11 protein-coding genes are annotated in these 10,957 nt (G+C 69.9%); 3 read left to right on the forward strand and 8 right to left on the reverse strand.

The annotated features are described in order from the left end of the window. Positions 1-64 precede the first annotated feature (64 nt). Positions 65-586, reverse strand: coding sequence for a hypothetical protein (locus BJ980_RS18320; protein ID WP_179503616.1), 522 nt, complete (start codon positions 584-586; stop codon positions 65-67). 160 nt (positions 587-746) lie between these two features. Here BJ980_RS18320 and BJ980_RS18325 point away from each other — a divergent pair, with 160 nt between their 5' ends. The 3 genes from BJ980_RS18325 (at position 747) to BJ980_RS18335 (ending at position 3,439) form a co-directional block, all read left to right on the forward strand. After that, positions 747-1,667 carry an alpha/beta fold hydrolase gene (locus BJ980_RS18325; RefSeq protein ID WP_179503617.1) on the forward strand — a complete coding sequence of 307 codons (921 nt, stop codon included), beginning with the start codon at positions 747-749 and terminating at the stop codon, positions 1,665-1,667. A gap of 145 nt (positions 1,668-1,812) precedes the next feature. Beyond that, complete coding sequence (locus tag BJ980_RS18330) at positions 1,813-2,337, forward strand: DUF3145 domain-containing protein (RefSeq protein WP_425490346.1); 525 nt, start codon at positions 1,813-1,815, stop codon at positions 2,335-2,337. Positions 2,338-2,392: 55 nt separating this feature from the next. Next, positions 2,393-3,439, forward strand: coding sequence for an alpha/beta hydrolase family protein (locus BJ980_RS18335; RefSeq protein WP_179503618.1), 1,047 nt, complete (start codon positions 2,393-2,395; stop codon positions 3,437-3,439). A gap of 30 nt (positions 3,440-3,469) precedes the next feature. On the opposite strand, the gene BJ980_RS18340 is transcribed toward BJ980_RS18335, so the two are convergent. From BJ980_RS18340 to BJ980_RS18370, 7 genes are all read right to left on the reverse strand, one after another. Then, positions 3,470-4,342 carry a crotonase/enoyl-CoA hydratase family protein gene (locus BJ980_RS18340; protein ID WP_179503619.1) on the reverse strand — a complete coding sequence of 291 codons (873 nt, stop codon included), beginning with the start codon at positions 4,340-4,342 and terminating at the stop codon, positions 3,470-3,472. A 41-nt stretch (positions 4,343-4,383) separates the two neighbouring features. After that, a complete protein-coding gene (locus BJ980_RS18345) occupies positions 4,384-5,838 on the reverse strand; it encodes an acyl-CoA carboxylase subunit beta (protein WP_179503620.1) in 1,455 nt (484 codons plus the stop codon). Next, the gene (gene fabF / locus BJ980_RS18350; RefSeq protein WP_179503621.1) at positions 5,838-7,091 is read right to left on the reverse strand and encodes a beta-ketoacyl-ACP synthase II; all 1,254 of its coding nucleotides are present in this window, start codon (positions 7,089-7,091) and stop codon (positions 5,838-5,840) included. The genes BJ980_RS18345 and fabF overlap by 1 nt, the downstream gene beginning before the upstream one ends. Before the next feature lie 63 nt (positions 7,092-7,154). Then, positions 7,155-7,400 (reverse strand): acyl carrier protein, encoded by a 246-nt coding sequence (locus tag BJ980_RS18355; RefSeq protein WP_179503622.1) that lies wholly within the window; start codon positions 7,398-7,400, stop codon positions 7,155-7,157. Positions 7,401-7,464: 64 nt separating this feature from the next. Further along, positions 7,465-8,484, reverse strand: a complete 1,020-nt coding sequence (locus BJ980_RS18360) for a beta-ketoacyl-ACP synthase III (protein ID WP_179503623.1) — start codon at positions 8,482-8,484, stop codon at positions 7,465-7,467. Beyond that, the gene (locus BJ980_RS18365) at positions 8,484-9,668 is read right to left on the reverse strand and encodes an acyltransferase domain-containing protein (RefSeq protein WP_179503624.1); all 1,185 of its coding nucleotides are present in this window, start codon (positions 9,666-9,668) and stop codon (positions 8,484-8,486) included. The genes BJ980_RS18360 and BJ980_RS18365 overlap by 1 nt, the downstream gene beginning before the upstream one ends. A gap of 92 nt (positions 9,669-9,760) precedes the next feature. Next, positions 9,761-10,957 (reverse strand): PucR family transcriptional regulator, encoded by a 1,197-nt coding sequence (locus BJ980_RS18370; protein WP_343047885.1) that lies wholly within the window; start codon positions 10,955-10,957, stop codon positions 9,761-9,763.

The raw sequence follows: 10,957 nt of genomic DNA on the forward strand, positions 1-10,957 counted from the left end.
GAGGACAGCCTATCTGCGCGCGTCCCGTCGCCTCCGGGCACCCGGCCGTGCGGCGGACGGGAGGTCAGCCGATGAACTCGACCGCGTAGGTCGGGCCCACGGGTTGCTCGGCGCGCTGGAGACCCTCGCGATAGTTCACGGTGACGCGCCCGATCTCGACCTTGGCCGCGCTCGAGGACTCGACGCTGAGCATCAACTGGTCCGTGCCCAGGCGCAGGTCATTGCCCTCGGCCTCGACCACGTCGGTGCAGAACCGGGTCGGATCGGTGGTCTCCGCGATCGAGCCGCCCTTGCAGATCCACGCCTTCGCCGTCACCCCGGGTGCGGAGGCCTTCGGGATCTCCACGTCCTTGACGGTGAGCTCGCGCCCGGCCTGGGAGCCGTTGGTGACACCCAGGTAGACGGATCGTCCGGCCTTGGTGGTCGCCGACTCCGTGCGGTCCGGGGTCGCCAGTGCCTGCGGGTGGCCGAGCCACCACAACCCGATCGCCACCAGGGCGAAGGCGACAGGAAGCCACAGCCAACGCAGCCAGCGATGGGGGGCAACCTCAAGGGCACGGGGTAGCAGCCCCGCGTTCGAACTCATGCGGGACACATTAGGCGCGCTTGGCCCGGTTTGTCCCCGGGATGACGAGGTGTCTCGCACCAACTGCGTAACGTCTGGGGTGGCTCAGCGGTTGACCCGGTCACCCGCACCTTCTGGTGCGGCCGACACCGTGCCCGCAGCACCGAGGAGAACACCGACGATGACCATGCCCGAGCGCCCGCTCCTCGAGGGAACCGTGGCCGTGCGGGAGGGTCGTCGGCTCGGTTTCGCCGAGTACGGCGCCCGCGACGGCGCCACCGTGATCTGGATGCACGGCACACCCGGCGCACGTCGCCAGATCCCGGTGGAGGCCAGGGCGTACGCCGTGGCCAACGGCGTACGGATCATCGGCCTGGACCGTCCCGGGATCGGGTCTTCCACGCCGCATCTCTATGACTGCATCGCCGACTGGGTGGGGGACCTGGAGGTCCTTGCGAACACGCTCGGCATCGAGACGATGAGCGTGGTCGGGTTGTCCGGGGGAGGTCCCTACGCGTTGGCGGCAGGCGCGTGCCTGCCGGAGCGGGTCAAGGCGGTCGGGGTGCTCGGCGGGGTGGCGCCGACGGTCGGACCCGAGGCGGCCAGTGGCGGGATCATCCAGCTCGCCGTACGTCTGGCCCCGGTGGTGACCCCGTTGCGGATCCCGCTCGGTGTCGCGCTGACCCAGCTGATCCGGTTGGTGCGTCCGCTGGCCGGTCCGGGCCTGGACCTCTATGCGGCGGTGCAACCTGACGGCGACAAGCACCTGCTGGGCCGTCCGGAGTTCAAGGCGATGTTCCTCGACGACCTGCTGCACGGATCGCGCTTCCAGACCTCGGCCCCGCTCAACGACGTCGTGCTCTTCGCCCGGGACTGGGGTTTCCGGGTGGCCGACATCGCGGTGCCCGTCCGGTGGTGGCACGGCGACGCGGACCACATAATTCCCTTCGCCCACGGCGAGCACACGGCCTCGCTGATCCGCGACGCCGAGCTGCACACGATCTCGGGGGAGAGCCACCTCGGCGGCCTCGGCATCGCGGAGGAGGTGCTCGGGACGCTCAGCTCGTTGCTCGAGCGCACGCCGGTGCGCCGAGCGCGCTGAGACAACACCGATTCACTGGCATTCTCGGGCAACATGGGTCACAATGACTCCATAACTACACACCTGTCACTCGTGTGACTTCATCTCTGCAAGTCGATACCGCTGGGGAAGGCGTATCTCGACGCCTTGAGATGAGGAGGTCACAGTGACCACGACTGCTAAGCGCACCGGCAACCCAGTGACGAGGGGAATTCTCTTCGTCCACTCCGCGCCGTCCGCACTGTGCCCTCACATCGAGTGGGCAGTGGGCGGCGTCCTTGGCGTTGCCGTGAACCTTGAGTGGACCCCGCAGCCTGCGCAATCGGGGACCTACCGGGCCGAGCTCTCCTGGACCGGAGACGCCGGCTCGGCTGCTGCTGTGACCTCAGCCCTGCGCGGATGGAACCACCTCCGCTTCGAGATCACCGAGGAGCAGACCGTCTCCACGGAGGGGTCTCGCTACTCCTTCACGCCCGAGCTGGGCGTCTTCCACGCCGTCACCGGCATGCACGGCGACATCATGATCCCCGAGGACCGGCTCAAGGCCGCCGTCGTCAAGGCCGCGCTCGGCGAGACCACGGTGCTCAACGAGATCGACAAGCTCCTCGGCAAGCCGTGGGACGACGAGCTCGAGACCTTCCGTCACGCCGGGGACGGTGCCCCCGTGCGCTGGCTGCACCAGGTCGTCTGAGGCAGCAGCGGTGCGGATCAGCGGTCCGCGCCGAGGCAAGGAGCACACTGTGCTCATGTCGCTGACCCGTAGCGCAGCCCTCATCGTGTCGGTCTGCCTCGTGCTGGCCGGATGCAGCCCTGCCACCGATCGAGACGGTGGCACGCAGGATGCTGCGCCCTCCTCCAGCACGACGCCGAGCACGTCGCCGGGCACGAGTGACGGCGTACCGTCCGTGGCCGCGACCCCGACGAGTGCGCCGCACCCGGTCTCCCTTCCGGCACTGATGGACAAGGAGATCCGCGGCGAGGGCCTGAAGCGGGTGGCCGAGGTCGGCACCACCGAGGCCTACGCCCAGCACCGGGTGAGCTATCGCAGCGGGGACCTGACGATCTCGGGCTTGATGAACGTGCCGCGTGGCAAGGGACCGTTCCCCGCCGTGGTGCTGGCACACGGCTACATCGACCCGGACGTCTATGCGAACGGCCAGGGCCTGCGCCGCGAGCAAGACCTCTTGGCGCGTGAGGGTTTCGTGACCCTGCACGTGGACTACCGCGGGCACGCGCAGTCGGATCCGTCCACGGAGTTCGAGCAGTCGTCGCGGCTCGGTTACACCGAGGACGTGATCAGCGCGGTGCTTGCCCTGCGCGCCTGGGACGGGCCCGTCGACGATGACCGGGTGGCGCTGCTCGGCCGCTCGATGGGCGGCGGGGTGGTCTACAACGCGCTGACCGTCTCCCCGGGGTTGGTCGATGCGGCGGTCGTCTTCGCTCCGGTGAGCTCGGACATGGTCGACAACTTCGAACGGTGGGGCCGCCCGAACGCGCCGTTGGCCCGGCGGATCATCTCCGAGTACGGCGAGCCGGCGGACGAGCCGGAGTTCTGGTCAGGCCTCTCCGCACGCACCTATTTCGACCGCGTGAGTGAGCCGGTGATGATCCACCACGGCACCGCCGATGACTCCTGCCCGATCGCCTGGAGCGAGGAGACCGTCGCTGCCCTCGAGGCGCAGGGGAAGGACGTGACCTACCACGTCTACCAGGACGAGCAGCACGCCTTCGGTCCCCAGTGGCCGCTCTCGATGGAACGCACCGTGGCGTTCCTGCGCAAGAACCTGGCCTGAGCCACGCCGCGGATCACCAGGCCGAGCGGATCACCAGGGGAAGAACGGTGGCATCTGCGAGGCCTTGCTTGTGAACTCCGGGTCGCGCTTCTCGAGGAACGACGCGACGCCCTCCTTGCCATCGGCGATGGAGGTGTAGAACATCGACAGCGAGTCCACCTGGTGCGCCACGATCGGATCCGGCGCGGCGCTGTTGCGATAGATCATCTGCCGCGCGAGTGCGACGCCGACCGGCGAGCGGTTCACCGTGAACTTCCGGGCCAGTGCGTACGCCGCCTCGAGCAGCTCCTCGGGCGGGTGCACCGAGCGCACGAGTCCACCCTCGAGTGCCTCGTCCGCACTCAGGATGTCCGCGGAGTAGATCCACTCCAGGGCCCGGGAGATCCCGACGATGCGGGGGAGGAACCAGGTGGACGCAGCCTCGGGGGTGACCCCGATCTTGCCGAAGACGAAGCCGATGCGGGCCTTCTCGGAGGCGAGGCGGATGTCCATCGCGCAGGTCATCGTGGCGCCGATGCCGACCGCGGCACCGTTGATCGCGCCGATTACCGGCTTCTTGCAGTTGAAGATGGCCAGAGTGACCCGGCCGCCGGTGTCGCGCACCCCGGCGTGGATCTCCGGGGCATCGAGCCGCTGCTGCATGTCCTCGAGCGTGGGGGACTGGGACTCGTCGAGCCCGAAGACATTGCCCTCGGCGCTCAGGTCCATCCCCGCGCAGAAGGCTCTGCCGGAACCCGTGACCACGACGGCTCGGACGTCGTCGTCCTCACTGGCCCGGTTGAAGGCCGCCTCGAGCTCGTCGGCCATCTCGACGGTGAACGAGTTCATCGCCTCGGGCCGGTTCAGGGTGATGGTCGCGATGTTGTCGGCGTTCACGTCCCACGCGATCGTCTGATAGCTCATGACAGCAGGCTAGCGGGCGCCTGCTGACACACTGCCTGGTCTCAGAGCGGGATGTTCCCGTGGTCGCCGCGGACGTCGGCGGCACCGGCGATCGCACGGGCCAGCGCGCTCCGGGTGGAGTCGGGCTGGACGATCTCGTCGACCACACCGATGTCGACGGCCTTCTCCACACCTCCGGCGATCCGCTCGTGCTCGACGGCCAGCTCGGCCTCGACCTGGGGACGGATCTCGGGGGAGAGGTCGACCAGCTTGCGACGGTGCAGGATCCGGATCGCCGCGACCGCGCCCATCACGGCAACCTCGGCGCCGGGCCAGGCGAAGACCCGGGTGGCACCCAACGAGCGCGAGTTCATCGCGATGTAGGCACCGCCATACGTCTTGCGGGTGACCAGGGTGACCCGGGGGACCACGGCCTCGCCGAACGCGTGAAGCAGCTTGGCGCCACGGCGTACGACGCCGTCCCACTCCTGGCCGACGCCGGGCAGGTAGCCGGGAACGTCGACCACGACGACCAGCGGGACACCGAACGCGTCGCACATCCGCACGAAGCGGGAGGCCTTCTCTGCCGACGCTGAGTCCAGGCAGCCGCCGAGGCGCAGCGGGTTGTTGGCAACCACGCCGACGGTTCGACCGCCCATCCGGCCCAGCGTGGTGACGATGTTGGGGGCCCACTTGGCGTGCAGCTCCTGGCCGGTGCTGGTGCCGTCCTGGTTGCGGTCGAGCAGCTCCTCGACCAGCGGGTGCACGTCATAGGCGCGCTTCTTGGACTCCGGGAGGGCGCCGGCCAGGTCACGGTCCTCGACGGCGTCGACGTCGAGGGTGCCCTGGTTGCCGAGCAGCGAGGCGACCGAGCGTGCGCGCGAGAGCGCCTCGGCCTCGGTCTGGGTGAGGATGTGGACGACGCCCGAACGGCGCCCGTGGGGCTCCGGTCCGCCGAGGCGGAGCATGTCGACGTCCTCGCCGGTGACCGAGCGGACCACGTCCGGGCCGGTGACGAAGATGCGTCCCTCCGGGCCGAGGATCACGACGTCGGTCAGGGCCGGGCCATAGGCGGCTCCGCCCGCGGCCGGGCCGAGCACGACGGAGATCTGCGGGATCCGGCCCGAGGCCTGGGTCATGATGTGGAAGATCTCGCCCACGGCGTGCAGGGAGAGAACGCCCTCGGCCAGGCGAGCGCCGCCGGAGTGCCAGAGCCCGACGATCGGGACCTCGTCCTGCATCGCACGGCGGTAGGCGACCAGCACGGCCTTGCAGCCCAGGTCGCCCATCGCCCCGCCCATCACGGTCGGGTCGGAGCAGAAGGCCACCACCGGTGATCCGTCCACCAGGCCGCGAGCCGCCAGCATGCCGGAGTCGTCGTTCTCGGTGAGCAGCTCCAGGGAGCCGGCGTCATAGAAGGCGGTCAGCCGGTGCAGGGGGTGACGGAGGTCGTCCTCGCGTGCAGGCTTGGCGGGCTTGGTGGCGATGGTGTCGGCGGCAGGAGACTTGGCGTTCATCAGATGCTCCCGAAGGCGACGGCCACGTTGGCGCCACCGAAGCCGAAGGAGTTGTTCAGGGCGACGATGTCCCCGGCCGGCAGGTCGCGGGCCTTGTCGGGGATGTCGAGGTCGACGTCCGGGTCCTTGTCGTCGAGGTTGATCGTCGGTGGGCTGACCCGGTCGCGCAGTGCGAGCACGCAGGCGACGGCCTCCAAGGCACCGGCGCCACCGAGCAGGTGGCCGGTCATCGACTTGGTCGAGGTGACCACGACGTTGTCGACGTGGGCGCCGAGCACGGTGTGCAGCATCAGCCCCTCGGCGATGTCACCGCGCGGGGTGGAGGTGGCATGCGCGTTGACGTGGAAGACCCGGTTCGGGTCGACGTCTCCCGACGCGAGAGCCAGCTGGATGGCGCGGGTGCCGCCGCGGCCCTCGGGATCGGGCTGTGCGATGTCATGGGCGTCGTTGGTGATCCCGGAGCCGAGCACCTCGGCATAGATCCTGGCGCCGCGGGCACGGGCGTGCTCCTCGGACTCGAGCACCAGGATGCCGGCGCCCTCGCCGAGGACGAAGCCGTCGCGGCCGGTGTCCCACGGACGCGAGACGCTGGCGGGGTCGCGCCCGTCGTCACCGCTGGCGGTCTTGGACAGCGCCATCATGTTGGCGAAGGCAGCCATCGGCAGCGGGTGGATCGCGGCCTCGGTGCCGCCGACGACGACGACGTCGGCGCGACCGAGACGGATCTGGTCCAGGCCCATCGAGATGGCCTCGTTGCCCGATGCGCAGGCGGAGGTGGGGGCGTTGACCGCACCCCGGGCGCCGATGTGCAGGCTGACGTTGGCGGCCGGTGCGTTGGGCATCAGCATCGGGACCGCGAGCGGAGAGACCCGGCGCGGGCCCTTCTCCTTGAGCGCGTCGTAGTTGGAGAGCAGCGTGGTGACACCGCCGATCCCCGAGGCAACGGCGACGCCGAGCCGGGTCTTGTCGATCTCTGCGTCCTCGAGTCCCGCATCCGCCCACGCCTGCAGTGCCGCGACCATGGCGAACTGCGTGCTGCGGTCCCACCGACGGGCCTTGACCCGTTCCAGCACCTCGGAGGGCTCGACGGCCACACGGCCACCGATCTTCACCGGCAGGTCGGCGACCCACTCGTCCTCGAGCCTGCGGATTCCGGACTCACCGGCCAGCAGGGCGCGCCAGGTGCTGGCGACGTCACCGCCGAGCGGGTTGGTGGTTCCGAGGCCGGTGACGACCACGCGCTTGAGAGACATGGGGATTCCTTGTGGGTCGCGGTGAGGGGGATGCGGGTCTCGAGGGCAATCAGGCCGCTGGGTTCAGGCCTGGGCCTTCTCTATGAAGGAGACGGCGTCGCCGACGGTCTTCAGGTTCTTGACCTGGTCGTCGGGGATCGAGACGCCGAACTTCTCCTCGGCGGCCACGACGACCTCGACCATGGAGAGCGAGTCGACGTCGAGGTCATCCACGAACGACTTGTCGAGCTGGACGTCCTCGGCGGGGATGCCGGCGACCTCGTTGACGATCTCGGCGAGGTCGGTGCGGATCTCTTCGGTGGTGGCCATGCGTGTTTCTCCTTGGGTGGGTTGTGCGCTGTGATGGATGGTGCTGCTTCGGTGTGGTGCGAACCTAGGGAACGGTGACGACCTGGGCGGCGTACGCCAGGCCGGCACCGAACGCGATCAGCAGGGCGGTGTCGCCGCTGCGCGCCTCGCCGTCGGCGATCATCCGCTCGAGGGCAAGGGGAATGGAGGCCGCCGAGGTGTTTCCCTGCTCGGCGATGTCGCGCGCGATGCGCACGCTCGAGGGCAGCTTCATGGTCCGCGCCATCGCATCGGTGATGCGCATGTTGGCCTGGTGCGGGATGAAGACGTCGAGGTCGTCCACGGTGATGCCGGCCCGGTCGAGGGCCTGCTGGGCGACCTTGGCCATCTCGAAGGCGGCCCATCGGAACACCGAGCTGCCCTCCATGGTCATGTGCGGCATCGGCGGCACCTCGCCGGTCTCGGCCGCGGTCCTCAGCACCGTGCCCCAGTCGATGTTCTGCCGGATGTAGTCGTAGTGCTCGCCGTCCGAGCCCCACACCACCGGGCCGATGGCGGGAGTGTCGCTCGGGCCCACCACCACAGCGCCGGCCCCGTCGGCGAAGATGAAGGCCGTTCCGCGGTCGGTGGGGCTGGTCAGGTCGGTGAGCTTCTCGACCCCGATGACCAGGACGTGTCCGGCCGAGCCGCCGCGGATCATGTCGGAGGCCAGGGTCACGCCGTGGCAGAAGCCGGCGCAGGCGGCGGAGATGTCGAAGGCGGCGGCCTTGTTGGTGCCCAGGTCGTGCGCGACCAGGGTGGCCACGGCCGGAAGCTGCATCAGGTGGCTGACGGTGGCGACGATGACGCAGTCGATCTGCTCGGCCTCGACGCCCGCGGCCTCGAGTGCCTGGGCGGCAGCGGCCACCGACATCGAACGGACGGTCTCATCGGGGCCGGCAAAGCGGCGCGAGACGATCCCGGAACGCTGCTGGATCCACTCATCGCTGGAGTCGATCGCCTCGACCAGCTCGGAGTTGGGGACCACCCGCTCGGGACGGTAGGCACCGACGCCGAGCAGTCGCGCATAGGGGCTGCTCGGGGCCGGGATGGTCAGTGCGGCCATCAGGCGGCGCCCTTCGGGTGGAGTCGGAGCAACGGTTGGCCGGGCGAGACCAGGTCGCCGTCCTCGACCAGCCACTCGACGACGGTGCCGCCGTGGGCCGCGCGTACGTCGGTGTGGTCACGCAGGCTGGACACCTGGCCGATCGTGCAGGCCGCGTCGAGCTCCTCGGCGTGCGCCGCGTCCTTGTCCAGGTGGAACGTGCCCTTGGCGGGGGAGACGACCACGCGCCAGGTGGGGGTGGTCTCGATCTGGGACTGCTCGCCGTGGCGCTGGCAGAAGGCACGCGCATCGTCGAGCTGGTCCGGGGTCTTCAGGGCGAAGGTCTCGACACCCTTGAGCTGCCGCTTGATGATCCCGGTCAGCGTGCCCGCGGGCGGCATCTCCAGGACGCCGGTGACGCCGAGGTCGCGCATCGTCTCCATGCACAGGTCCCAACGGACCGGACGCGCGATCTGGCCGACGATCCGCGAGACCACCTCGCGACCGTCGTGCAGGACCTGCCCGTCGGCGTTCGAGATCACCACGGCGCGGGGGTCGTGGGTGGAGACCGACTTGGCGAGCGAGGCCAGGTGGCTCACCGCGGGGGCCATGTGCTCGGTGTGGAAGGCGCCGGCCACCGAGAGCGGCATCAGGCGCGCCTTCGCGGGGGCATCGGCAGCGAATGCCTCGAGCTGCTCGACGGTGCCGGCCGCGACGATCTGTCCGGGGCCGTTGTCGTTGGCCGGGGTCAGGCCGTGCTTCGCGATCGCGGCGAGCACCTCGTCCCGGTCGCCACCGAGGACGGCCGTCATCGAGGTGGGGCGCACCGCAGCGGCCTCGGCCATGGCGTTGCCGCGCTCGCGGACCAGGACCATCGCCTGCTCGGCGGTGATGGCGCGAGCACCGACGGCCGCGGTCAGCTCGCCGACGCTGTGGCCGGCCACGGCGCCGATCTTGCCGAAGGCCTCCGCAGGGTGCGGGAAGAGCTCGAGTGCCGCGACCAGCCCGGCCGCAACCAGCAGGGGCTGGGCGATGCGGGTGTCGCGGATCGTCTCCGCGTCCGCCTCGGTGCCGTAGTGCACCAGGTCGATCCCGGCGACGGCCGAGAGCCATTCGAATCGAGAGCGAAAGACCGGGTCCTCGAGCCAGGGGATGAGGAAACCGGGGGTCTGGGCACCTTGGCCTGGAGCAACAATGACGAGCACATGTCCACTGTGCCTTGTCCGAACACGCCATCGTGGTGACGCCACGAACGAAGTTCAGGCCCGATTCTTTGTCGGGTTCCAACAAAAAGTGGTTACTGGTCAGTGAGCGCGTCGAGCCGGCCGCAGGTGAGCGCGAAGCCCAGCGTCTGGGCATCTCGTGGCTCGGTGGGAGTCAGGCCGGTCAGCTCACCCACCTGGCGCAGGCGGTAGCGGATCGTGTTGGGGTGCACGAACATCGCCCGGGCGGTTGCCTCCACGGACCGGCCATGGCCGAACCACGCCTCCAGGGTCTCGAGCAGGCCGCGTCGCCCGGCCAGCGGCGTGTAGGCCTGCTCGACCAGGTGCCGCCTCGCCTCCGCGTCTCCGGCAAGGATCCGCTCGGGCAGCAGGTCGCCGGCCGCAACCGGCACGGGTGCTGCCGGCCAGGCTCCCGCGACGCGGTGGCCGGAGAGTGCGGCGGCCGCCGAGCGGTGCGCGCTGAGCAGGTCGTCGGTGGGCGGGCCGAAGACCACCGCACCCTCGCCGAAGTGCTTCACAAGCGACGCCGCTGCCCGGGCCGGTTCGGTGACTCCGCCGAGGATGACCACCATCTGGTCGCCCTGGGCGGCACACAGCGCGTCCATCCCCGCCGACCGCGCGGTACGGCGTACGTCGTCGAAGGCGGTGACCGTGGATCCACCAGCCATCGGGCCGAGGACCACCACGACGTCGCCGCGATTGCTCCAGCCCAGTGCATTGGCGCGGGACAGCACGGTCTTGTCGCCGTCGGAGCGGATCACCGTGTCGACGACCAGGGCCTCGAGCCGCGCATCCCAGGCACCGCGGCTCTCGGCGGCACGGGCATAGACCTCGGCGGTGGCGAAGGCGAGCTCGCGGCCGTAGCGCAGCAGGCCCTCGTGGACCAGGGGCGCCAGCTCAGCGTCGAGCAGGTCGTCGAGGTTCTCCTCGACCACGTCGATGGTGAGGCGAACCAGGGCCACGGTCTGCTCCAGCGTGATCACGCCGGTCAGCGCTCGGGGCGCAGCGCCGAACACCTGCGAGGCGATGGCGGTGTCGGTCTCGGTGGAGAGCTGCCAGGAGTCGCCGTGCTCACCGAACCAGCGGACGAACTCCGAGATACCCGCCTGCACGATCATCCCGACCCAGGACCGGTCCTCGGCGGAGAGATCGCGGAACCAGGCCTTCTGCGTGTCCATCCCGGCCATCGCGGCAGTGCCGAGCTGGCCCGCGGCACGCTGCAGGGCCAGCGCGGATCGCTCGCGCGGCGAGGGGGAGTCGGGCTGGGGCAC

It is taken from the genome of Nocardioides daedukensis, assembly GCF_013408415.1.
Taxonomy (GTDB): domain Bacteria; phylum Actinomycetota; class Actinomycetes; order Propionibacteriales; family Nocardioidaceae; genus Nocardioides; species Nocardioides daedukensis.

What these genes read in the sequence shown, in the direction of transcription:
- BJ980_RS18325 (WP_179503617.1), top strand. Translation starts at nt 747, where the DNA reads ATGACCATGCCCGAGCGCCCGCTCCTCGAGGGAACCGTGGCCGTGCGG.
- BJ980_RS18355 (WP_179503622.1), bottom strand. Translation starts at nt 7,400, where the DNA reads ATGGCCACCACCGAAGAGATCCGCACCGACCTCGCCGAGATCGTCAAC.
- BJ980_RS18345 (WP_179503620.1), bottom strand. Translation starts at nt 5,838, where the DNA reads ATGAACGCCAAGTCTCCTGCCGCCGACACCATCGCCACCAAGCCCGCC.
- BJ980_RS18320 (WP_179503616.1), bottom strand. Translation starts at nt 586, where the DNA reads ATGAGTTCGAACGCGGGGCTGCTACCCCGTGCCCTTGAGGTTGCCCCC.
- fabF (WP_179503621.1), bottom strand. Translation starts at nt 7,091, where the DNA reads ATGTCTCTCAAGCGCGTGGTCGTCACCGGCCTCGGAACCACCAACCCG.
- BJ980_RS18335 (WP_179503618.1), top strand. Translation starts at nt 2,393, where the DNA reads ATGTCGCTGACCCGTAGCGCAGCCCTCATCGTGTCGGTCTGCCTCGTG.
- BJ980_RS18360 (WP_179503623.1), bottom strand. Translation starts at nt 8,484, where the DNA reads ATGGCCGCACTGACCATCCCGGCCCCGAGCAGCCCCTATGCGCGACTG.
- BJ980_RS18340 (WP_179503619.1), bottom strand. Translation starts at nt 4,342, where the DNA reads ATGAGCTATCAGACGATCGCGTGGGACGTGAACGCCGACAACATCGCG.